This window comes from Roseovarius sp. MS2 (genome assembly GCF_051447875.1).
In the GTDB taxonomy this organism is placed as follows: Bacteria; Pseudomonadota; Alphaproteobacteria; order Rhodobacterales; family Rhodobacteraceae; genus Roseovarius; species Roseovarius mucosus_A.
In genome coordinates this window covers 1,327,003-1,347,923 of the sequence record NZ_JBKHVF010000001.1, presented here as the reverse complement: position 1 = coordinate 1,347,923, position 20,921 = coordinate 1,327,003, and the positions used below count along the sequence as shown (strand labels likewise).

Here is a 20,921-nt window from a genome sequence, read left to right as displayed (position 1 = left end):
CTTTGGCCTCTGCGGTCCTTAATAGCCCAAGAGACAGGAAGCACAGCCGATGACAGACGCCGCCTCGATCCTCGAACAGCTCAACGATCGCTCGCGCGAAGTGTTTCGCCGCGTGGTCGAGAGCTATCTGGCCAATGGCGATCCGGTTGGGTCGCGCACCCTGACCCGTGACTTCAGCGAAAAGGTTAGTGCCGCCACGATCCGCAACGTGATGCAGGATCTGGAATATATGGGCCTGTTGGGCAGTCCGCATATCAGCGCGGGGCGCATTCCCACGCAAGAAGGCCTGCGGATGTTTGTCGATGGTCTGCTTGAGGTCAGCAATCTAGAGGCCACGGACCGGCAGGCGATTGATGCGACGGTCGGCAGCAATTCGCAGGATGTGGGCGGTGTGCTTGATCGCATCGGGGCTGCGCTCTCTGGTGTTACGCGGGGCGCATCGCTGGTTCTTGCGCCCAAGCATGAGGCGCCGATCAAACATATCGAATTCGTCAGTCTTGGCCATGACCGCGCTCTTGTGGTGCTGGTGTTTTCCGATGGGCATGTCGAGAACCGGATATTCACCCCGCCACCGGGCCAAACGCCAAGTTCCATGCGCGAGGCCGCGAATTTTCTTAACGCGCTGATCGAGGGCAAAACGCTCTCGGATTTGCAGACTGTGATCTCACGTCAGATTGCCGCGCGGCGGCAGGAGATTGATCAGCTTGCCCGCGATCTGATTGATAGCGGGCTTGCAGTGTGGGAAGGCGAGGGCGACAAATACGAGCGGCTGATTGTGCGAGGTCGCGCCAATCTGCTCAATGCGACCTCTGAGGAAAAGGATCTGGAACGGATTCGCATCCTGTTTGACGATCTCGAACGCAAGCGCGATATCGCTGAATTCCTTGAATTGGCCGATGAGGGGGCCGGAGTACGCATTTTTATTGGCTCCGAGAACAAACTTTTCTCACTTTCGGGTTCCTCTTTGGTGGTCTCTCCATATATGAACGCTGACCGTAAGATCATCGGTGCGGTAGGGGTTATCGGCCCCACGCGCCTCAATTACGGGCGGATTGTGCCGATTGTGGATTACACGGCGCAGCTCGTGGGTAAACTGATCTCCGACCGGAGCTAGAGGTGAAGAATGGCAGAGCCGAAAGAAGACAGCTTTCTCGATGATATCGAAGAGGCCGCCGCGCAAGAGCGCGAGCGTATGGATGACGATATGAGTGATGAAGCGGTGGAGCTTGACGCGCTGCGCGCCGAGCGGGACGCCCTGCGCGACAAGTTCATGCGCGCGCTGGCTGATGCCGAGAATGCGCGCAAGCGGTCCGAGAAGGATCGGCGCGAGGCCGAGAATTATGGCGGATCCAAGCTGGCGCGCGATATGCTGCCGGTGCATGACAATCTGAAGCGGGCGCTTGAAACCGTGAATGAAGAGCAACGTGCTGCGTCAGCGGCCCTGTTTGAGGGGATCGAGCTGACTTTGCGCGAATTGCTCAATGTCTTTACCAAGCATGGCATCACCGTGATTGATCCGCAGGTCGGAGACCGATTCGATCCGCAGCATCACGAGGCGATGTTCGAGGCGCCGTTGCCCGGCACCAAGGCAGGAGAGATCATTCAGGTCTCGACTCAGGGCTTCATGCTGCATGATCGCATTTTGCGCCCGGCGCAGGTGGGCGTATCCTCGAATCGTGGATGATGTGCGATGGGGCGGGGGTTACCCCGCCTTGTCGGCCTGTTCCTGACTAAGCGACTTCAGTTCATAGATCAGTTCAAGCGCTTCGCGGGGCGTAAGAGCATCGGGCAGGATCGCGCTCAGGCGCTTTTCCACCACCGACTCGCGGGGTGGTTTGGGGGCTGGGGGCGGCGCGAGTGCCGCAAAGAGCGGTAGATCGTCGATCAGCGTTTTTTGTGCGCGGTGGCCTTCGCGGTCGCCTTTTTCCAGCGCATCGAGCACCACCCGTGCCCGCGCCACCACCGAGGCAGGGAGACCGGCCAATTTGGCGACCTGCACGCCATAGCTACGATCCGCAACGCCCCGCCGCACCTCGTGCAGGAAAATGACATCGCCGTCGTGCTCTTTGACGCTTACGGTGGCGTTCTCGACGCGGTCGAGTTTGTCACTAAGATGGGTCAGTTCATGGTAATGCGTGGCAAAGAGCGCGCGGCAGGCGTTGACATCGTGCAGATGTTCCAGCGTGGCCCATGCGATGCTGAGCCCGTCCCACGTGGCTGTGCCGCGCCCGATTTCATCAAGAATCACCAGCGCATGATCGTCTGCCTGATTCAGGATCGCAGCGGTTTCGACCATTTCGACCATAAAGGTCGAGCGCCCGCGCGCCAAATCGTCTGACGCGCCGACGCGGCTAAAGAGTTGGCTGACCAAGCCGATATGGGCGGATGTCGCAGGCACATAGCTGCCGATTTGGGCCATAAGGGCAATGAGTGCGTTCTGGCGCAGAAAGGTGGATTTACCCGCCATATTCGGGCCGGTCAGTAGCCAAATATCGCTCTTGCCGCCCAGATCACAATCATTGGCAATGAAGGGTGCGCCGCCCTGGGCGCGCAGGGCACGTTCCACAACGGGATGCCGCCCACCTATGATGTTGAGCGCGCGGCTCTGGTCTACGTTCGGGCGGCACCAGTTTTCAGCCCGCGCGAGATCGGCGAGAGCGGTGGTCAGGTCTAGTTCGGCGAGCGCGCGGGCGCAGTGTGCAATTTCGGCGGCGCGGTCAAGAATCTCGGTCTTCAGGGCATCATAGAGCCGCTTTTCGATCTCGAGCGCACGACCGCCTGCGTTCAGAATCCGGGTTTCCATCTCGCTCAGGGGCACGGTGGTGAACCGGAGCTGATTGGCCGTGGTTTGGCGGTGTTTGAAGGTTTCGTTCAACGGCGCGCTCAGCATGCGGTCGGCATGGGTGCTGGTCACTTCGATGAAATAACCCAGCACGTTGTTATGTTTGATCTTGAGCGAGGGAATGCCGGTTTGGGTGATATAGTCGCCCTGCATTCGGGCGATCACACCGCGCCCTTCGTCGCGCAATTGGCGTGCTTCGTCGAGGTCTCTGTCATAGCCCGGCGCGATAAAGCCGCCATCGCGCGCCAGAAGCGGTGGCTCTGCGACCAGGGCCTGATCGAGGAGGTCAAGAAGGGTGTCATGACCGGTCAGACTCAGAGCTGCTTGGTGCAGAAGCGGGGGAAGGTCCGTATTGGCGAGGCGCTGGGCAATTTCCATGGCCTGTGCCAGCCCGTTGCGCACCGCCGCCAAATCGCGCGGACCGCCACGATCAAGGCCCAGGCGTGACAGAGCACGGTCAAGATCGGGCACCTTGCGCAGGGATTCGCGCAGGTCTGCGCAAATGCGGCTCTGTTCCACCGCGAAATGCACTGATTCAAGGCGGGATTGCACGGTGTCGAGCGCGCGGCTGGGGCTGGAGAGGCGACGTTCGAGGAGCCGTCCGCCGCCTGCTGTCACGGTTCGGTCGATGGTCGCAAGAAGCGAGCCGGCGCGGCCGCCATTCAGGCTGCGGGTTAATTCCAGATTGCGCCGGGTGGCGGCGTCGATCTGCATGACACGCGCCTCGTTTTCGCGGGTCGGGGGCTGTAACAGGGGCAATTTGCCCTTTTGTGTGATGTCGAGCCAGTCCACGATCGCGCCCATCGCAGCGATTTCGGGGCGCGTGAAAGACCCAATAGGCGTCGAGCGTGTCAACGCCATAGAGCAGGCAAAGCCGTCGCTCGCCTGCTGTGCTGTCAAACGCGGCCTGCCCCAGACCGGTGAGAGAAGCGCCAGATTCAGAGACTAATTCGCCGAGATTTGCAATATCCGCCTCGGTCAGCAGCACTTCGCGCGGGGCGAGGCGGGCCAATTCGGGGCCGAGCCGCGCGGGGGTCAAGGGCATGACATGAAAAGCGCCGGTGGAAATATCGACCCAAGCCAGCGCGCCCGCGCCACGCACGGTTGCAAAACTGACAAGGTAATTGTGGCGGCGTGCCTCAAGCAGGCTTTCCTCGGTTAGGGTGCCGGGGGTTACAAGGCGCACCACCTCGCGCCGAACCACGGATTTCGCCCCGCGCTTCTTGGCTTCGGCGGGATCCTCCATCTGTTCGCAGACGGCGACGCGAAACCCTTTGCGAATGAGGGTCAAAAGATAGCCTTCGGCGGCATGGACAGGCACGCCGCACATGGGAATATCCTGCTCGAGATGCTTGCCGCGCTTTGTCAGCGCGATATCGAGCGCCTCGGCGGCGGCGGCGGCATCGTCAAAGAACAGTTCGTAAAAGTCGCCCATGCGATAGAAAAGCAGCGCCTCGGGATATTGCGCCTTGATCTCTAGGTATTGTGCCATCATCGGCGTGACGGTTGATCCCGTGGTGCTCACCTGCGCCCCCTTGTTGCTTGAGCGACCTTACAAATCCATGCTGCGGGGTGAAAGACCAAAGCGCGATTGCGGGCGGGTGCCTGGCTGTTATCCTTGGAAAAGAAAGTTGAGTATTTGGGCCAAAAAGAAGCGGGCGGTATGATTTTCAATCTCGGGTCGATCAATGCCGATCACGTCTATCGCGTGGCGCAGTTGCCGCATGCGGGTGAGACTGTCACGGCGCAGGGCTATGCGCGGTTGCTGGGTGGGAAAGGGGCGAACCAATCGATTGCCGTGGCTCGGGCCGGGGGGCAAGTGGTGCATATCGGCGCGGTGGGCGCGGATGGCGATTGGATGGTAGAGCTTTTGTCTGCGGATGGCGTGGATGTGCGGCATGTGCGCCGGGACCAAGGGGCGTCGGGCCATGCGGTGGTTACAGTTGAGCAGAGCGGCGAGAATGCGATTTTGATCCATGCCGGGGCCAATCGGGCCTTGCGGATGCAGGATGTTGAGGCCGCGTTGGCGGAGGCGGGGCTGGGCGACTGGCTCATGCTACAGAATGAGACGAATGTGCAGGTTGAGGCGGCGCGCATGGCCCAAGACAGGGGGATGCGTGTCGCCTATTCTGCTGCGCCTTTTGATGAGGCGGCGCTGCGGGCGGTTCTGCCCCATGTCACCCTTTTGATGGTGAACGAGGGGGAGGCGGCGCGGATGACGCAGGCCATGGGCGCGGTTCAGGTGCCCATGCTGTGTGTTACGCGGGGGGCGCGCGGTGTTCTCTGGACAGAGGCGGGGTGCCGAGATGCAGTCACTATTCCGGCGCGAAAGGTTGTTCCGGTGGATACGACTGGCGCCGGTGACGCCCTGGCCGGGTATTTGGTGGCTGGGTTGGCTGCGGGCCTGAACCCAGAGCGGGCGTTGCAAGGGGCGGTTGGTGCTGCCGCCCTTGCGGTTACGCGCCCCGGAGCATCAGGAGCGATCCCCCTGGCGGCCGAGGTGGCCGCGTTTCTTGGTCAGGAGTGACCGGCGAAGGGCGCATCCTTGCCCCAAAGCTCTTTGACGCGGGTATCTCTGCCGCAGGCGTCGCGATAGAGCTTGTAGGCGCTGGCTTTGGTTCGGGGGCCAAAGCGCGTGAGGATGATTTCGCTGCTTTTGTAATAATCCTGATGATAGGCTTCGGCGGCATAGAAGGGCTGAGCATTGAGAATGGGGGTCACTATTTTCTGGCCCAAGGCTGATTTTGCCTCAGCGATGGCACCCTCTGCAATCTGTTTTTCTGCGGGATCAGAGACGAAAATCGCGGTGCGATAGTTGTCACCCCGGTCGCAGAACTGACCGCCTGCGTCAGTTGGATCGACCGAGCGCAGGAACAGGTGCAGGAGTTGTGCGCGGGTGACTTGGGCGGGGTCGAAGGTAAGGCGCACGGCCTCGTAATGACCGGTGCCGCCGGATGTGACCTGTTTGTAGCTGGGGTTCTTGACCGTGCCGCCGGTAAAGCCCGACTCTGCCGCGATGACGCCCCGGACCTGTTCAAAATCTGATTCGACACACCAGAAACAGCCGCCTGCGACGATGAGCGTTTCTGTTTCTGCCGCATGGGCACGGCCACCGTGGACGCACAGGCCAAGGATGATAAGCCCTGCGAGCAGCGCTGCCTTGAGTTTCCGAACATTGCTCAGCATGGTTTTAACCCTCCTGCTATTGCCAGCAACATGGCGCAATTGCAGGGAGAGGCCAAACAACGACGTCGTGAGGTCACGCGGTGTTGAGCAATGTTTCGCTTTTTATGGGGCCGTTCGGCAATAGATGGCCTAGCGCGGTGTGAGATGTAGCGCCATTTCACGTGCGGGGCAGACGCCCTTGAGCCCGCCGGGCACGTCGAGATTGGCGAGCGTGGTGATCCGGTACTGAGTGGCGTAGTGGCGGCTCACCTCATCGAAGGTGACGCAAAACGGTGGGCCCGCCATGATCGTGGGGTCGTATTCGAAGGTTATGAGCAATTGTGGGGCGGTGGCCGTAAGGGCCACAATATGCGCGGTGTAGCGGGTGCGCATATCGGGCGGCAACGCCACGAGCGCGGCGCGGTCATAGATTGCATCGACAGAGCCGAGCAGATCGGGGGTGAGCGCGAAAATGTCGCCCGCAAACACAGTGACGCCGGGGGCGGCATAGGCGCGAAGGGTGCCGTGATCGGTGATTTCCGGCACGGTGCCCAGCTCCTCGAAAAGCTGGCGCACGGCGATGTTACTGAGTTCCGCGCCTGCGACGCGGTAGCCTTGGGCCAAGAGCCAGGCGATATCGCGGGTTTTGCCACAGAGGGGCAGAAAAAACCGCGCGCCTGGCTTGAGACCAAGCGCGCCGATATGGGCCGCAAGCATGCGGTTTACGTCGCCTTCATGAAAGCCGATCTGCATGTTTTCCCAACGGGTATGCCAGAAATCGGCCTCCACGATCCTTAGCCTTTGAGCCTGCGGTCGCGCGCTGCAAGGAGTTTCAGGCGCAGCGCGTTGAGTTGGATGAAGCCGGCCGCGTCTTTTTGATCATAGGCGCCAGCGTCATCTTCAAAGGTGACGTGGGCCTCGGAATAGAGGCTGTGATCGGACCAGCGGCCAACACAGGACACCGAGCCTTTGTAGAGTTTGAGGCGGACGGTGCCTGTGACATGTTCCTGGCTTTTGTCGATGGCGGCCTGAAGCATGTAGCGTTCGGGCGAGAACCAGAAGCCGTTGTAGATCAGTTCGGCATAGCGCGGCATGAGCGAATCCTTGAGATGGCCCGCGCCGCTATCAAGGGTGATCTGTTCGATGCCACGATGGGCCTCGAGCAGGATGGTGCCGCCGGGTGTTTCGTAGATGCCGCGCGACTTCATGCCGACAAAGCGGTTTTCGACGAAATCGAGCCGCCCGATGCCGTGTTTGCGGCCAAATTCATTGAGGTCGGTCAGGATGGTTGCAGGGCTGAGGGGGGTGCCGTTGATGGCCACGGCATCGCCGCGCTCGAAGCTGACTTCGATGAACTCAGGCGTATCGGGCGCGTCTTCGGGGCTGACGGTGCGCTGATACACGTAATCGGGGGCCATTTCGGCGGGGTCCTCAAGCACGCGGCCTTCGGAGGAGGTGTGCAGCAGGTTGGCATCGACGGAAAAGGGAGCCTCGCCACGCTTGTTTTTCGCGATCGGGATTTGGTTTTCTTCGGCAAAGGCGATCAGCTTGGTCCGGCTGGTCAGATCCCAGAGACGCCAAGGGGCGATCACCTTGATATCGGGATTGAGCGCGTAAGCGGCCAGCTCGAACCGGACCTGATCGTTGCCCTTGCCGGTGGCACCATGGGCCACGGCATCGGCACCGGTCATGGCGGCAATCTCGACCAGACGTTTGGAAATCAGTGGGCGGGCGATGGAGGTGCCCAAGAGATAGAGCCCCTCGTAAAGCGCATTGGCGCGGAACATCGGAAAGACGAAATCGCGCACGAATTCTTCGCGCACATCCTCGATATAGATATTCTCGGGCTTGATCCCCAGCATCTCGGCCTTTTGCCGAGCTGGGTCTAGCTCCTCGCCCTGACCGAGATCAGCGGTGAAGGTCACAACCTCGCAGCCATATTCGGTCTGGAGCCATTTCAGGATGATCGAGGTATCGAGGCCCCCGGAATAGGCCAGAACAACTTTCTTGGGCGCGGACATGTCATTCCCCTTGCGTCAAATCTGGCTGGCGGAGTAGCGGCTTTTGCGGTGATGGGCAAGTGGACGCGGTTGACTGCGCCTTTGGTTGTGCTAGCGACAGCGGGCAATTGTCAAAAGGTGCGATTATGGCGGCGTGGCGTATTTTTATCCATTCAGTGCAGATGATTTTCAACAATCTGCCTCAGGTGGTCCGGATTGTGCTGGTGCCCTTGGGGATCGGGATTGCGACGTTGGTCCTCTTTGCGGTTCTGGGTGTCTCGATGGACGGGACGGATTCCGAGGGTGCGACGGGCGGACAGATCGCGGGGCTAATCTTGTTGGCGCTTGTGCTGATCGGTCTGGCGCTCTGGGTCATTGTGGCGTGGCACCGCTTTATCCTCTTGGCGGAATACCCCCAAGGCTGGGTGCCGATGCTGCGCACGGATCGCATGCTGTCTTATATCGGACATTCGCTCTGGCTTGGCCTTGTGATGATGGGCCTGATGCTGCCCCTCTTTCTGGTGGTTGGGGTTGTCGGCGGCGTGGTGCCACTGATTGTCACGATTGTGAGTGTCGTGGTGATCGTCGCGGCCAATGTGGTGTTCTTTCGGCTTTCGACGATGCTGCCTGCGGCGGCGATTGGCAAGCCGCTCACGTTGAAAGAGGCGTGGACCGCGACCGAAGGCAGCAGCGCCACGATTCTGATCCTTGTTCTTATTCTGGGGGTGGCGCAATTCGCGCTGCAGCTTTTGCTTGGGTTGCTGCTTTTGACGCCGGTGATCGGGGCCGTGTTGATGGTGCTGGGCACGGTGGTGTCGGGTCTGGTCAATATCAGCATTCTGACCACGCTTTACGGCTATTATATCGAAAAGCGCGCGCTCTGAGCCTTGTCAGAAGGGTGTGATTGGGGCACTGAGGCGGGCATGACCGAGTTTCAGGAAAATGCCCGCGCCGCAGAGGCGGCGATGCGCGCCGTGTTCGAGCCGACACCGCTCCAACGCAATGATCACCTGTCCGAGCGTTATGGCGCTGAAATCCTGCTTAAGCGCGAGGATCTGAGCCCGGTGCGGTCCTACAAGCTGCGCGGCGCGTTCAATGCGATGCGCAAGGTGCTGGCGGCGCGGCCAGATACGGCGACGTTTGTCTGTGCCAGTGCGGGCAATCACGCGCAGGGCGTGGCCTATATGTGCCGGCATTTTGGGGTCAAAGGCGTGATTTTCATGCCCGTGACGACGCCGCAGCAAAAGATCGGCAAGACCGAGAAGTTTGGCGGCGATGCCGTGGCGATCCGGCTGACGGGCGATTATTTCGACGACACGCTGGCGGCGGCGCAGGCCTATTGCGCGCAGGTCGGTGGGCATTTCCTGTCGCCGTTTGACGACGAGGATGTGATCGAGGGGCAGGCATCCGTTGCGGTCGAGATCGAGGCGCAGTTGGGTGGCATGCCGGATCGTTTAATCCTGCCGGTGGGCGGTGGCGGGTTATCGGCGGGGGTGCGCAGCTATGTGGGCGCACGTGCCGCGCTGACGCTGGTGGAACCGGCGGGGGGTGCCTGTCTGGGTGCGGCGCTGGCGGCGGGGGAACCTGTGCGCTTGCGGCATGTGAACACCTTTGCCGATGGAGCGGCTGTGGCGCAGATCGGGGCACGCACATTCGCGCGGCTGGCGGATATGGAGCCAAGTGCAGCGATGGTGATCGAAGAGGATCGGCTTTGCACCACGATGCTGGAGATGCTGAATATCGAGGGGATCGTGCTCGAGCCTGCGGGGGCGCTGGCGGTTGATGCGCTCAAGGACATGGCGGATGTGATCCGGGGCAAGACGGTTGTTTGTGTGACCTCTGGCGGGAATTTCGATTTTGAACGGTTGCCGGAGGTGAAGGAGCGGGCGCAGCGGTTTTCGGGGGTGAAGAAGTATTTTATCCTGCGGATGCCGCAGCGGCCCGGCGCGCTGCGCGAGTTTCTGGAGATATTAGGACCGGAGGACGATATTGCCCGGTTTGAATACCTCAAGAAATCGGCGCGCAACTTTGGCTCTGTGCTGATCGGGATCGAGACGACGCGGCCCGAGAATTTTGCACCGATCCTGACGCGGCTGGATGCTGCCGGGTTTGAATATCGCGATATCACGCGCGATGAGGTGCTGGCCGAGTTCCTGATCTGAGCCTCAGGCGGCGATGACCCGATCAAGACCGGCCACGAATTCGGATTTCGAGTGCGCGTAACAATCGAGCACGGCGGTCAGATCAACGCTGGCACCCGCGCCCATGGCGGCGGCGCGTTCGCCGCTGTGACAGAGATCGGCAAAGGCGGTAAAGCCGAGATTGAGCGCGCTGCCCTTGAGGAAATGCAACAGCGCCTCAAGGTTCTGGCCCGCGTTTGGCAGGCGTAGTTTCCCGATCTCGGTATCCACCTCGTCAAGGAAAAGCTCTACCACCTCGGCAAAGGCGTCTGCCCCGATTTCATCGCGCAGGTCCTGCACGCGGCCCCAGTCGATCATCATCTACCCTCCGACACATGGGATCAGACTGGGCGCCAAGGGCTGATAAAGGGTTAAGCTGGGCTGGAAATTCGTGCGAATTTTAACATTCATATCCCGTTAAATCCTGTGAGCCTAGGAAGGGGGCGGACAGTGTAAAAGGTGGCCCCGGTGCGATCACGAGCGGAACAGGTGACAGGGACGGATGCGGGCGGCGGGGTGATCCAGCGCGTGCTGGTGGTGGATGACAGCCGATTGCAGCGGCGTATCCTGACCGCCTCTTTGCAGCGCTGGGGATTCGAGGTGCAGGAGGCCGAGTCGGGCGAGGAGGCGCTGCGACTTTGCCGGGATCAACCGCCTGATCTGGTGATGAGCGACTGGATGATGCCGGGGTTAAGTGGGCTTGAATTCTGTCGTAAATTCAGAGACTTGCAACAAGAGAGCTATGGGTATTTCATCCTTTTGACCTCTAAGAGTGACAAGGATGAGGTGGCGCTGGGCCTTGATGCGGGGGCGGATGATTTTCTGACCAAGCCGGTCAATGCCGCCGAACTGCGCGCGCGGATTTCGGCGGGGGCGCGTATCCTGCGGATGCAGCGCGAGTTGACCGAGAAGAACCGGCTGATCAAATCGACGCTGGACGAGTTGCAGACGCTTTATGATTCGCTCGATAGCGATTTGGTCGAGGCCAAGAAGCTGCAGCAATCGCTGGTGAGCGAGCGCTATCGCGATTTCGGCGCGGCCGAGGTGTCCTTGATGCTGCAATCGGCGGGGCATGTGGGCGGCGATCTGGTGGGGATGTTCCCGATTGGGGCCACGCGCATCGGGCTATACGGGATCGATGTGTCGGGCCATGGGATCAGTTCGGCGCTGATGACGGCGCGGCTGGCGGGGTATCTGTCGGCCTCTGTGCCGGAGCAGAACCTGGCCCTGCGCAAGACCCGCGATGGAAGGTTCGTGGCACGGCCGCCTGCGCAGGCGATTGCGATGCTGAACCGGCTGATCATGTCAGAGATGGAAACCGAGCATTATTTCACCCTTGTTCTGGCGGATGTCGATCTGGAGAGCGGGCGGGTGATCCTGTCGCAGGCGGGGCATCCGCATCCGGCGTTGCAGCGCGCGGATGGCACAGTGGAATTTGTGGGCGCGGGCGGTTTGCCGGTGGGGTTGATCGACGGGGCCGAGTTTGAGCAATTCGAGGTGCAGATGGGGCCGGGTGATCGCCTTTTGATCCATTCCGATGGGGTGATTGAATGTGCGGGCCAAACCGGGGCGCTGCTGCAAGAAGAGGGGTTGGCGCATATCCTGCGGGATCTGCGGCAGACGCGGGGCATGGCGCTGCTCGAATCATTGATCTGGAAACTGTCGGATTTTGCCGGGGATGCTGATTTTGATGATGATATTTCCGGGGTACTGCTGGAATTCAAAGGCAGTGCGTTTCCCGGCTGACGAAATGCCGGTCGCCAGCGTTCCCGAGGTCACGTGCCGCCTGTTCCGGTGTGATCCAGACCGCGCGATGGCCCGGCTCGGTGGGTGGGCCCAAGCGCCGGACCGGATGGGCGCGGTAGATGATGCAGAGCTTTTCCGCCCAGAATCCGTATTCCGGCATATAGGTGAACCGGCGAAAGGCCCCGAGCCGTCGGGGCCGGGCGATGAGCCAGCCGGTTTCTTCGAACACCTCGCGATAGAGCGCCTGCACGGGTGATTCGCCGGGATCAATGCCGCCGCCGGGCAATTGCAATTCTGGCAGCGGTTCTGCCTGATGGGTCACAAGCAGCCGCCCGCGATGCGGTAGGATGGCATAGGCACCGGGGCGCAGGCGATAGGCCACATCGGGCCGGGGGCTGTCTCCGAATCGTCTGATCACGTGGCACCTCTCTTGGGGTTGGCTTGTCCTGACGGTACAGGCGCGATATGCCAAGTCGAGACCCAAAGGAAAGCCCATGACACTTGGACAGAAAATCGCTTGGGATGATACGATCCTGCCATTCCAACTTGACCGCGCGGATATTCGAGGGCGGGTGGTGCGCCTTGATGGGGTGCTGGACGGGATTCTGAAACAGCATGATTACCCGCCACAGGTTGAAGCGCTGATTGCGGAAATGGCGCTTTTGACGGCGTTGATCGGGCAGACGATCAAGCTGCGGTGGAAGCTGTCGTTGCAGGTGCAGACGCGCGGTGCGGTGCGGATGATTGCCACCGATTACTATGGGCCAAGCGAGCCGGACGAGCCTGCGCGGATGCGCGCCTATGCCAGTTTCGACGCAGAGCGGCTGAGCCATGCGCGCCCGTTCGATCAGTTGGGCGAGGGGTATTTCGCCGTGATGCTGGATCAGGGGCAGGGCACCACGCCCTATCAGGGGATTACGCCGATTGCCGGAGAGGCGCTGCGCCACTGTGCCGAGGCGTATTTTGCCCAGTCCGAGCAGTTGCCCACGCGTTTTGCGCTGAGTTTCGGGAAATCGACAGAGGCAGGTGGTGTGGAGCATTGGCGCGCGGGTGGTGTCATGTTGCAGCATATGCCCAAGGCGTCGCCCTTTGCCAATGACGGCGGATCGGGCGATGGCGGGCTGTTGCAGCCGCAGGATATTCTGGACGGCGACGATGCCGAAAACTGGAACCGCGCCAATGTCTTGCTGGATACGGTCGAGGATCTGGAGCTGATCGGCCCGTCGATTGCGCCAACGGATCTTTTGGTGCGGCTGTTTCACGAAGAGGGGCCGCGCGTTTTCGATATGCAGGCGGTGCGGTTTGGGTGCACCTGTTCGGAAGAGCGGGTGCGCAGCAGCCTGTCGATCTATTCTGCGCGCGATATTGCGACCATGACCACCGAAGAGGGGATTGTGACCGCCGATTGCCAGTTTTGCGGGGCGCATTACCGGCTGGACCCGGCCACTGTCGGGTTTGAGGCCAAGGATGACGGGGCGGGGGGCAGTGACTGATCCGCTGGAGCGAGCGCTGCGCGCATTGCGGGCGGCGCGCGCGCCTTCGTCGGATTATGATCTAAATCCCGGTGTTGTTTTGCCCGAAGGGCGCAGATTGCGGGCGGCGGCGGTATTGGTGCCGGTGCGCGAGGGGCGCGTGATTCTGACCAAACGGTCCTCGAAGTTGCGGCATCATCCGGGGCAGATTGCGTTTCCGGGCGGCAAGCAGGATGCGGGTGATCCTGATATCACGGCCACCGCGCTGCGGGAGGCGGAGGAGGAGATCGGGCTAGACCGGCGCAGCGTCGAGGTGCTGGGGTTCTTGCCCCGGCACGAGACCGTGACCGGCTTTGACGTGACGCCGGTTCTGGCGCGGGTGCATGGAGCGTTCGAGCCGCGGGCCGAGCAGGGCGAAGTCGATGAGGTGTTCGACGTGCCTTTGGCGCATTTGCTAGAGTTGGGCCGATATAGGGTCGAAATGCGCCGCTGGCGGGGGGATTGGCGGCGCTATTATGCGGTGCCCTATGGCCCCTATTACATCTGGGGGGCGACGGCGCGCATTCTGCGTAACCTGGCGGATCTGGCGGAGCCGGAATGAAGGTTTCTGGCGCATGGATCGAGGATAAGGCGACGCAGGCGGTCTGTGCCATGCTGACCGAGGCGGGGTATCAGGCGCTGTTTGTCGGCGGCTGTGTGCGCAACGCGCTCTTGGAGATGCCGGTGGGGGATATTGATATTGCCACGGATGCCCGGCCCGAGATGGTGATGGAGCTGGCCCATGCGGCGGGGCTAAGGCCGGTGCCGACGGGCCTTGAACATGGCACGATTACGGTGGTTTCGGGTCACATCGGCCATGAGGTTACGACCTTTCGCGAGGATGTGCAGACCTTTGGTCGTCATGCGGTGGTGGCCTTTGCCAACGATCTGCGCACCGATGCGCGGCGGCGCGATTTTACGATGAATGCGCTTTATGCCCAGACTGATGGTGCCGTGGTCGATCCTTTGGGCGGGTTGGAGGATTTGCGCGCGCGGCGGGTGCGGTTTATCGAGGATGCCGATCAACGGATTCGCGAGGACTATTTGCGTATTCTGCGGTTTTTCAGGTTTCATGCCTGGTATGGTGATCCCGAAGGCGGGCTTGACGCCGAGGGGTTGGCGGCCTGTGCTGGCAATGTCGAAGGGATTGTCGGGCTGTCGCGCGAGCGTGTGGGGGCGGAAATGCGGAAGCTGCTCGCCGCACCTGACCCGGCACCGTCTGTGGCCGCGATGCAGGCGACGGGAGTGTTGGCTGTGGTTCTGCCCGGAAGCGATGCGCGCGCCTTGCCGCTGTTGGTGCATCTGGAATCAGAGACAAACACAGCCCCAGATGCGATTCTACGGTTGGCCGCGCTGGGTGGAGAGACGGTTGCGGAGCGGTTGCGCCTGTCGCGGGCAGAGGCGCGGCGGCTGGATAGTTTGAGGGGCGCGGCGGCAGACATGATGCACGCGGCAGAGTTGGGCTATCGCCACGGGATCGCGGAGGGGCGCGCGATCTTGCTGTTGCGCGCGGCGCTGCTGGAAAACACCTGGCAGGCGCGCGATGCCGAGGATTTGGCCAAAGGGGCCAAGGCAAGGTTTCCGGTGACAGCGGCGGACCTGATGCCAGAGTATACCGGCCCCACGTTGGGTGAACGGTTGCACGCGTTGGAGCGGCGCTGGATCGAGTCGGGGTTTGCGCTGACACGCGACGATCTGCTGTGAGCGGGCTTTTATAGCGGCGCGGCGCGGGGTAAAGGCGCAGGCATGAGCGAGCATGACATCATACGGTTGGGGCATCAGGGCGACGGCATTGCCGAGGGGCCGGTGTACGCACCTCTGGCCCTGCCCGGTGAGCGGGTTTCGGGCACTTTGAACGGTCAAACCCTGACCGATGTGCGCATTCTTTTGCCATCCTCGGATCGGGTGAGCGCGCCTTGTCGGCATTTCCGATCCTGTGGCGGATGTCAGGTGCAACATGCGTCAGACGGGTTTGTTGCGTCGTGGAAGCAAGAGGTGGTGCGCGCGGCGCTGGCAGCGCATGGCATCGTGGCTGAATTTCAGCCGATCCATATTTCGCCACCGCGATCCCGTCGGCGGGCAACATTTGCTGCAAAACGCACGAAAAAGGGGGCGATGGCCGGGTTTCATGCCCGTGGCAGCGATGTGATCATTGAGGTCCCTGATTGCCATCTGCTGCATCCCGAGGTGATGCGCGGCCTTAGCGTGGCCTGTGATCTGGCCGAGACAGGCACGAGCCGGAAGGCGGCGCTGGCGGTCAGCGTCACGCGGTCTTTGGTTGGGTTGGATGTGGCGGCTACGGATGGCAAGCCGCTGGATGGACCATTGCGTGTTGCGCTGGCGGCGTTGGCTGAGCGGCATGATCTGGCGCGGCTGGCCTGGGAGGACGAGGTTGTGGTGACGCGGCGCGCGCCGGTGCAGGTGTTTGGCGGGGCACGGGTGGTGCCGCCGCCGGGCGCATTCCTGCAAGCCACTGCAGAGGGTGAAGCGGCGCTTTTGGCTCAAACAGAGACTATTTTGGCGGGGGCGCGGCGGATCGTTGATCTTTTTGCTGGCTGCGGCACCTTTGCCCTGCCTTTGGCGCAGCGGGCGCAAGTACATGCGGTTGAGGGGGAGGCCGAGATGCTGGCGGCGCTGGATGCCGGACGGCGTGGGGCTGCGGGGCTCTATCCGCTGAGCACAGAGGCGCGTGATCTTTTCCGTCGACCGCTCTTGGCGGATGAGTTGGCGCGCTTTGACGGGGCGGTGATTGATCCGCCGCGTGCCGGGGCCGAGGCGCAGATTGCCGAGATTGCCCGCGCGCGCTTGCCCCGGCTGGCCTATGTGTCCTGCAATCCGGTGACATTTGCCCGAGACGCCAAGACCCTGATTGCGGCGGGCTATGCGATGGGTCCGGTGCGGGTGGTGGATCAATTCCGTTGGTCGGCGCATGTGGAATTGGTGGCCGGATTCACACTGAATAAGGCGTGAACGGAGCAATTTTTCTACCAAGCCCCGCATTTTTTTTGGTATTAGAATCACGAGCAGTGAGCGGATAAAAACAATGAAATCTAACAGACGGTTCGTGTTGCTGGCGGGGCTGAGCGCCTTGGCAGCGTGTGGCAGACAGGATTCTAAATTTCGCACCTATCGTGGCCCCGATGTGACGCGGGTGATTGTCAACAAGGGTGAGCGAGAGATGTTTCTCTTGCATCACAATCGCACGCTGGAGCGGTACAAGGTTGATCTTGGCTTTTCGCCTTCGGGGCATAAGCAATTCGAGGGGGATGGGCGCACGCCCGAGGGCGAGTATCACATCGACCGGCGCAATCCCAACAGTTCGTTTCATCTGTCGCTTGGGATTTCCTATCCCAATGAGGCGGATATTGCCTATGCCAAGGCCTTGGGCAAATCACCGGGTGGAGATATCTTCATCCATGGCGAGCCGAACGCACTGGCCTTTTTAAGCCCAGATTGGACGGCTGGCTGTATCTCGGTCAAGAATCGCGAGATGGAGGATGTCTATGCCATGGTCCGCGACGGGACGCCGATCACCATCAATGCGTGATCAGGTGCCGAGGATCATTGTCCACCAGATCTTGCCGCCATCCTCTTGAAGCCAGGAAAAGCCCATTTTGCGCGCCTCGGGAGAGAGGATCACGCGGCGCGTGCCCTCTTGTTCCATCCAAGCGGCGAGGGTTTGAAGCTCTGTCTCGTAGGTTTCCGAGATGGTTTCGCCGACGAGGGAGCCGGAATATCCAACGCGACGCACGCGGTCGAGCGGTGAGGAGCCATCTGAGCCAAAGTGCCAGGGGCGATTCTGCACCGACATATCGCGCGAATGGGTTGCGGCGGCGGCGGTGAGGGCAGAATCAAGTGTGAGCGGCGGCTGACCGGCGGCCTGACGCAGAGAATTGACCGAATCGAGCATGCGGAATTGCACCTCGGAGGTCTGGCCCGCTGCGATTCGGTAGACACGCGGCAGCGGTTTGCCATCCGAGCCCAATTGTGGTGGGGGCGGTGCGGCGCAGGCGGAAAGAGCCAAAAGAGCCGAGACCAACAGGATGTAGAGACGCGCCATGATGCAGAACCACCCGAAAATTGTTTAGACCTCTGCTTTAGCCCGGCTTGCGTTGCGATTCAAACCCACATGCGCAGAACATCGCGCGTTGTGACTTTCTTGATTTGCGGCGGAAATCTTGGCACCCTATACCTTACGGATCATCGGCTTGCCTGACTGGAGTTTCTCACATGACCCATGACTCTCGGATTTCGTGGAACCGGCGCACGTTTCTGACCGGAGCAGCGGCGTTGCTGGGTGCCCCGGCACTTGCGCAAGGTGTGGACGGTGCGGATACCGTCGAACTGGAGCGTGGCCTAGAAGAAGAAACGGTGCGGCGCAATATTTCCGGGTTCCGGATGCTGGATTGGCGGCCCTATTTTTCGAACCTGAACAACGGGGCTATTCTGGTCGATATCGACTCGCGCGCGGTGCATTTCTGGAGCGCGGATCAGTCGGTTTATAAACTTTACCCATCCTCGGTGCCGCTGACCGACGATTTGACGCGGCGTGGCCGCACATCGGTGGTGCAAAAGGTGGAGGGGCCAAGCTGGCGCCCGACGCCCTCGATGCTCAAGCGCAATCCGGAATGGCCGGCCTTTGTGCCGCCGGGGCCGGATAATCCGCTGGGCACCCACGCGCTTTATCTGAGTTGGACCTATTACCGCATTCACGGCACCCATGACACGCGCAAAATTGGGCGGCGGTCGTCGAATGGCTGTGTCGGACTTTACAACGAGCACATCGCGGAATTGTTCTCTTTGACCAAGGTTGGCACGCAGGTGTTGCTAATTTGACGAAAAAGAGGCGATTTGTTGGGTGGCGGACCCAAGATAGAATTGCAATCGCTTTGGATTGCTGATTAGAAAATCTTACGAGGTTAAGTCTTGGGTGCTTGGCGTTGTATATTGCAACGTCATGCCAAAATCTGGAGGATAATCATGAAGAAACTCGTTCTCGCTGCTGCCCTGAGCGCCGCTGCTTCGACCGCTTTTGCAGGCAACCTGTCGGAGCCCGTTATCGAGGCACCGGTCGTTGTTGAAGAAACCGCTGCAAGCTCGTCCGCCGCTGGCGTTTGGGTTCCGCTGGTTCTGCTGGCAATCGTCGCGGCTGTTATCGCTGCTGACTAAGTCCGGCAACGGCACCAAAAGAAAAGGCAGTGGGAAACCACTGCCTTTTTTTGTGCCTGATTGGGATTGGTCCCAGACATGGGCAGTTACTCTGTCCGACTTTGCGCAGCGCGGTCAAACCACCTAAGTTGCTCAGCCACGCATGGGGTTAGCGGGTGATCTATCGAGGGCAGGTAAGAGCGCAGCGATGCCAGTGATGCGAGTTCGGCCTTGTCCAGCCCCGGTGTCACAAAGGAATGGCGTCGCATAAGCATCGCGGCGCGAAACGCCAACTCAGCCAGAAAAACCTCATGGCTGGTGGGTTTGAATGTCGACATCATCCGCCGCATCCGAACCTCAAGCGCGTGGCAATGTCTCTTCCAAGCGTTCAAACGGTCTTCTACCGCCCAATCTATGGTTCGGGCCTTTGAGGCAGACATGCGTTCTTGTGGCTGAAAGACCCGTTTGCGATAGAGCGCTTTTGGAACATGAATTACTGGCCCGGCCTCTAGAAGACCGAGGGCGTATTCCGCCTCGACTGCAAATCCGCCCCATAAATCTGTTGGGAAGCCTTGGGTCACTGCGATGGCGCTTTGGCGCGTCACGCCGCGCCACGGCATGGCATGGGCCCCTTGCACCATAAAGCGGATCAGATGTGTCATCCGATCCTCGCCCTGCGGCAAGGCCACCGATCTAAATCCGGTTATCCCATTGGCGTCAAACATCGTCATATCGCCATAAGCAACCGATGCCTTTGGGTGTTCAGAGACCAAAGGAAAGAACGTTGCGAGATAGTCGGGCGCCCAAATGTCGTCATGGGGGAGCGGGGCATAGAACGGGGTTTCTACCCGTTGCAGCAGCGCGTTGAAGTTTCCGGCCCATCCCAGACGTCGGGGATTGGTAGAGATATTCACGCGCGGATCGTCGCGAAACGGCTCTAGCGCCGCCTCTGTGCTGTCTTTATCCCCTTCGGATGGGTCGATCGCGATCTCGATACGAAAATCATCGAAACTTTGCGCCAAGACGGAGGATACCGTTTCGCCGATGAAGGCACCGGCCTGATAGGCGGGAATACATACGGTGATCACGCATCAAGCCCCATCTCAGACAACACGCGCAAAGCTGCCTCTTCTCCGTATTTCGGTGCCATAACGTATTTGCCGGTGTTGATCGAGTGATACCTTGGCAGGCTTGTCACACCTATTTCTGCCCGGCTGTGCAATCCGCTGTTGGGATCGGTGATGCCAGAGGTGCCCCAGGCTGAAATGTATCCGCCCCGCACCTCGAAATCGTTTGTATACTCCGCAAGCGCGTTACCGTAGCCGGGCATATAGCGCGCGAGGGCCGCGATACTTTGTTCGGTGATGTGCCGAGCTGTGCTGGGCGTAATGCAGACCGGTGCCGGATCAGGTGCCAGCGCGACTTCGCTTTTCAACATGCCTGCCGGATACCAGCTTGCGTAAACCCTGTCTCCGTATGCGACCGTGTCGCCGTATTCGCCAATGACAAAGGTCACGTTGGGTGTGCGCTCTGCAAGGTCTTTGCTCTGAAGATGCAAGCCACATTTGAAGCGATGCAAGGCTTGGCGCGGTGGCGACAGGTTTAGATACCGGTCAAGCCGCAGCCGCTGTTCCCAGCTTGCGTTGATGACTGCGCCGAATTTCTCGCGCAGGCCATCGGCCCCCCATGTTATCACCAAGTGATCATCTTCGCGGGTGATCCCCGTGACTTCGGCCTTTGTCCGCGCTTCCACCAGAGGCTGCGCGCCAAGGGCAGATAACAAAAAGGGCCGTTTCGTCCTTGGAGAGCTTGCAAGCTCGTTGGTTTCCCATGCCGCTGAAATTTCGGTCGTGTCGAAGAGGGCGCCCAATTCGCTGGCGTTAAGAGGGCGCAAGCGCAGGTCGCGTTTGCATATCAGGTCTGTGCCGCAAGAATCGGCTTCCTCCTGAGTCTGGGCAAGATGGGCTGCGACCCCGTCCTTGGGCACCATGCTGTCACGGGGGCAGGCGTAGAGAAACGGTTTTTCTGACAGTCCGAGACCGGCCTCGGGTATCCAGCGGGTCAAGATTGGCCGAAAGCGCACCGCCCCTGACAGAAGCCGCCGCGTTGTCGTATGGCTGGAATCGAGCACATAGGTATATCCTAGGTGGATTTTGCCCTCGCACACGGCACTTGCACCGGAAAAGAGCGTTTCATTGCGCTCGAACAGCACCACCCGGAGCCCGGCATCCGCAAGGCGCATCGCTGCTGTTATGCCTGCAAGCCCGCTTCCGATCACTGCAACCGGGCCGCCCGTGATCGTCGCGCTGCGATACGACATCTTTACCCT

General features: G+C 60.7%; 21 protein-coding genes and 1 pseudogene. 13 read left to right on the top strand and 9 right to left on the bottom strand.

The features are described from left to right. Window positions 1-49: 49 nt before the first annotated feature. Together hrcA and ACLGGT_RS06640 are read left to right on the top strand one after the other, a co-directional pair. Window positions 50-1,114: a heat-inducible transcriptional repressor HrcA gene (gene hrcA / locus ACLGGT_RS06645; RefSeq protein WP_008282742.1), complete on the top strand. Its 1,065-nt coding sequence runs from the start codon at window positions 50-52 to the stop codon at window positions 1,112-1,114. Between the two features lie 9 nt (window positions 1,115-1,123). Then, a complete protein-coding gene (locus tag ACLGGT_RS06640) occupies window positions 1,124-1,684 on the top strand; it encodes a nucleotide exchange factor GrpE (RefSeq protein WP_008282741.1) in 561 nt (186 codons plus the stop codon). A gap of 18 nt (window positions 1,685-1,702) precedes the next feature. On the opposite strand, the pseudogene mutS reads toward ACLGGT_RS06640, so the two are convergent. Next, window positions 1,703-4,337: pseudogene (mutS, locus tag ACLGGT_RS06635) on the bottom strand (DNA mismatch repair protein MutS). 168 nt (window positions 4,338-4,505) lie between these two features. On the opposite strand from mutS, the gene ACLGGT_RS06630 reads away from it, so the two are divergent. Then, window positions 4,506-5,369 carry a ribokinase gene (locus ACLGGT_RS06630; RefSeq protein WP_437195383.1) on the top strand — a complete coding sequence of 288 codons (864 nt, stop codon included), beginning with the start codon at window positions 4,506-4,508 and terminating at the stop codon, window positions 5,367-5,369. Here ACLGGT_RS06630 and msrA read toward each other — a convergent pair. The 3 genes from msrA to ACLGGT_RS06615 form a co-directional block, all read right to left on the bottom strand. Continuing rightward, the gene (msrA, locus tag ACLGGT_RS06625) at window positions 5,360-6,028 is read right to left on the bottom strand and encodes a peptide-methionine (S)-S-oxide reductase MsrA (protein WP_437195382.1); all 669 of its coding nucleotides are present in this window, start codon (window positions 6,026-6,028) and stop codon (window positions 5,360-5,362) included. The genes ACLGGT_RS06630 and msrA overlap by 10 nt on opposite strands. A gap of 129 nt (window positions 6,029-6,157) precedes the next feature. Further along, the gene (gene tmpT, locus ACLGGT_RS06620; RefSeq protein ID WP_437195381.1) at window positions 6,158-6,796 is read right to left on the bottom strand and encodes a thiopurine S-methyltransferase; all 639 of its coding nucleotides are present in this window, start codon (window positions 6,794-6,796) and stop codon (window positions 6,158-6,160) included. A 5-nt stretch (window positions 6,797-6,801) separates the two neighbouring features. After that, window positions 6,802-8,028, bottom strand: a complete 1,227-nt coding sequence (locus tag ACLGGT_RS06615) for an argininosuccinate synthase (RefSeq protein WP_151977530.1) — start codon at window positions 8,026-8,028, stop codon at window positions 6,802-6,804. Between the two features lie 125 nt (window positions 8,029-8,153). On the opposite strand from ACLGGT_RS06615, the gene ACLGGT_RS06610 reads away from it, so the two are divergent. Together ACLGGT_RS06610 and ilvA are read left to right on the top strand one after the other, a co-directional pair. Next, the gene (locus ACLGGT_RS06610; protein ID WP_437195380.1) at window positions 8,154-8,891 is read left to right on the top strand and encodes a threonine dehydratase; all 738 of its coding nucleotides are present in this window, start codon (window positions 8,154-8,156) and stop codon (window positions 8,889-8,891) included. Between the two features lie 39 nt (window positions 8,892-8,930). Next, complete coding sequence (gene ilvA, locus ACLGGT_RS06605) at window positions 8,931-10,169, top strand: threonine ammonia-lyase IlvA (protein ID WP_081507255.1); 1,239 nt, start codon at window positions 8,931-8,933, stop codon at window positions 10,167-10,169. 3 nt (window positions 10,170-10,172) lie between these two features. Here the strand turns inward: ilvA and ACLGGT_RS06600 are convergent, their stop codons facing one another. Next, window positions 10,173-10,508, bottom strand: coding sequence for an Hpt domain-containing protein (locus ACLGGT_RS06600; RefSeq protein ID WP_008282733.1), 336 nt, complete (start codon window positions 10,506-10,508; stop codon window positions 10,173-10,175). Between the two features lie 138 nt (window positions 10,509-10,646). On the opposite strand from ACLGGT_RS06600, the gene ACLGGT_RS06595 reads away from it, so the two are divergent. Next, window positions 10,647-11,933 carry a PP2C family protein-serine/threonine phosphatase gene (locus ACLGGT_RS06595; RefSeq protein WP_081507256.1) on the top strand — a complete coding sequence of 429 codons (1,287 nt, stop codon included), beginning with the start codon at window positions 10,647-10,649 and terminating at the stop codon, window positions 11,931-11,933. Here ACLGGT_RS06595 and ACLGGT_RS06590 read toward each other — a convergent pair. Further along, the gene (locus ACLGGT_RS06590) at window positions 11,908-12,351 is read right to left on the bottom strand and encodes an NUDIX hydrolase (protein ID WP_037298651.1); all 444 of its coding nucleotides are present in this window, start codon (window positions 12,349-12,351) and stop codon (window positions 11,908-11,910) included. The genes ACLGGT_RS06595 and ACLGGT_RS06590 overlap by 26 nt on opposite strands. A gap of 76 nt (window positions 12,352-12,427) precedes the next feature. Between ACLGGT_RS06590 and ACLGGT_RS06585 the strand changes: the two genes are divergently transcribed. The 5 genes from ACLGGT_RS06585 to ACLGGT_RS06565 all read left to right on the top strand — a co-directional run bounded on the left by ACLGGT_RS06585 (window position 12,428) and on the right by ACLGGT_RS06565 (window position 16,991). Beyond that, window positions 12,428-13,426 (top strand): Hsp33 family molecular chaperone HslO, encoded by a 999-nt coding sequence (locus ACLGGT_RS06585; RefSeq protein WP_008282730.1) that lies wholly within the window; start codon window positions 12,428-12,430, stop codon window positions 13,424-13,426. Beyond that, on the top strand, window positions 13,401-14,006 hold the full coding sequence (locus ACLGGT_RS06580) for a CoA pyrophosphatase (RefSeq protein WP_437195379.1): 606 nt from the start codon (window positions 13,401-13,403) through the stop codon (window positions 14,004-14,006). Before ACLGGT_RS06585 ends, ACLGGT_RS06580 begins: the two co-directional genes overlap by 26 nt. After that, window positions 14,003-15,148, top strand: coding sequence for a CCA tRNA nucleotidyltransferase (locus ACLGGT_RS06575; protein ID WP_437195378.1), 1,146 nt, complete (start codon window positions 14,003-14,005; stop codon window positions 15,146-15,148). The genes ACLGGT_RS06580 and ACLGGT_RS06575 overlap by 4 nt, the downstream gene beginning before the upstream one ends. A 42-nt stretch (window positions 15,149-15,190) precedes the next feature. Further along, entirely contained in the window at window positions 15,191-16,414 is a 1,224-nt protein-coding gene (locus tag ACLGGT_RS06570) for a class I SAM-dependent RNA methyltransferase (protein WP_437195377.1), read from the top strand. 73 nt (window positions 16,415-16,487) lie between these two features. Continuing rightward, on the top strand, window positions 16,488-16,991 hold the full coding sequence (locus ACLGGT_RS06565; protein WP_421999323.1) for a L,D-transpeptidase family protein: 504 nt from the start codon (window positions 16,488-16,490) through the stop codon (window positions 16,989-16,991). On the opposite strand, the gene ACLGGT_RS06560 is transcribed toward ACLGGT_RS06565, so the two are convergent. Then, window positions 16,992-17,504: a CAP domain-containing protein gene (locus ACLGGT_RS06560; RefSeq protein WP_008282725.1), complete on the bottom strand. Its 513-nt coding sequence runs from the start codon at window positions 17,502-17,504 to the stop codon at window positions 16,992-16,994. It lies immediately after the preceding gene. Between the two features lie 170 nt (window positions 17,505-17,674). Between ACLGGT_RS06560 and ACLGGT_RS06555 the strand changes: the two genes are divergently transcribed. Together ACLGGT_RS06555 and ACLGGT_RS06550 are read left to right on the top strand one after the other, a co-directional pair. Next, window positions 17,675-18,280, top strand: a complete 606-nt coding sequence (locus tag ACLGGT_RS06555; RefSeq protein WP_008282724.1) for a L,D-transpeptidase — start codon at window positions 17,675-17,677, stop codon at window positions 18,278-18,280. A 144-nt stretch (window positions 18,281-18,424) separates the two neighbouring features. Further along, a complete protein-coding gene (locus tag ACLGGT_RS06550; RefSeq protein ID WP_008282723.1) occupies window positions 18,425-18,613 on the top strand; it encodes a hypothetical protein in 189 nt (62 codons plus the stop codon). A gap of 86 nt (window positions 18,614-18,699) precedes the next feature. Here the strand turns inward: ACLGGT_RS06550 and ACLGGT_RS06545 are convergent, their stop codons facing one another. Together ACLGGT_RS06545 and ACLGGT_RS06540 are read right to left on the bottom strand one after the other, a co-directional pair. Next, on the bottom strand, window positions 18,700-19,680 hold the full coding sequence (locus ACLGGT_RS06545) for a glycosyltransferase family 2 protein (protein WP_437195376.1): 981 nt from the start codon (window positions 19,678-19,680) through the stop codon (window positions 18,700-18,702). Then, window positions 19,677-20,912, bottom strand: a complete 1,236-nt coding sequence (locus ACLGGT_RS06540) for an FAD-dependent oxidoreductase (RefSeq protein WP_437195375.1) — start codon at window positions 20,910-20,912, stop codon at window positions 19,677-19,679. Before ACLGGT_RS06540 ends, ACLGGT_RS06545 begins: the two co-directional genes overlap by 4 nt. Between the last annotated feature and the right edge of the window lie 9 nt (window positions 20,913-20,921).

Coding starts and splice junctions, on each gene's coding strand:
- ACLGGT_RS06580 (WP_437195379.1), top strand. CDS start 13,401: ATGACGGGGCGGGGGGCAGTGACTGATCCGCTGGAGCGAGCGCTGCGC.
- ACLGGT_RS06615 (WP_151977530.1), bottom strand. CDS start 8,028: ATGTCCGCGCCCAAGAAAGTTGTTCTGGCCTATTCCGGGGGCCTCGAT.
- ACLGGT_RS06560 (WP_008282725.1), bottom strand. CDS start 17,504: ATGGCGCGTCTCTACATCCTGTTGGTCTCGGCTCTTTTGGCTCTTTCC.
- ACLGGT_RS06570 (WP_437195377.1), top strand. CDS start 15,191: ATGAGCGAGCATGACATCATACGGTTGGGGCATCAGGGCGACGGCATT.
- ilvA (WP_081507255.1), top strand. CDS start 8,931: ATGACCGAGTTTCAGGAAAATGCCCGCGCCGCAGAGGCGGCGATGCGC.
- msrA (WP_437195382.1), bottom strand. CDS start 6,028: ATGCTGAGCAATGTTCGGAAACTCAAGGCAGCGCTGCTCGCAGGGCTT.
- ACLGGT_RS06565 (WP_421999323.1), top strand. CDS start 16,488: ATGAAATCTAACAGACGGTTCGTGTTGCTGGCGGGGCTGAGCGCCTTG.
- ACLGGT_RS06550 (WP_008282723.1), top strand. CDS start 18,425: ATGAAGAAACTCGTTCTCGCTGCTGCCCTGAGCGCCGCTGCTTCGACC.
- ACLGGT_RS06555 (WP_008282724.1), top strand. CDS start 17,675: ATGACCCATGACTCTCGGATTTCGTGGAACCGGCGCACGTTTCTGACC.
- ACLGGT_RS06600 (WP_008282733.1), bottom strand. CDS start 10,508: ATGATGATCGACTGGGGCCGCGTGCAGGACCTGCGCGATGAAATCGGG.
- ACLGGT_RS06585 (WP_008282730.1), top strand. CDS start 12,428: ATGACACTTGGACAGAAAATCGCTTGGGATGATACGATCCTGCCATTC.
- ACLGGT_RS06575 (WP_437195378.1), top strand. CDS start 14,003: ATGAAGGTTTCTGGCGCATGGATCGAGGATAAGGCGACGCAGGCGGTC.
- hrcA (WP_008282742.1), top strand. CDS start 50: ATGACAGACGCCGCCTCGATCCTCGAACAGCTCAACGATCGCTCGCGC.
- ACLGGT_RS06640 (WP_008282741.1), top strand. CDS start 1,124: ATGGCAGAGCCGAAAGAAGACAGCTTTCTCGATGATATCGAAGAGGCC.
- ACLGGT_RS06610 (WP_437195380.1), top strand. CDS start 8,154: ATGGCGGCGTGGCGTATTTTTATCCATTCAGTGCAGATGATTTTCAAC.
- ACLGGT_RS06540 (WP_437195375.1), bottom strand. CDS start 20,912: ATGTCGTATCGCAGCGCGACGATCACGGGCGGCCCGGTTGCAGTGATC.
- ACLGGT_RS06630 (WP_437195383.1), top strand. CDS start 4,506: ATGATTTTCAATCTCGGGTCGATCAATGCCGATCACGTCTATCGCGTG.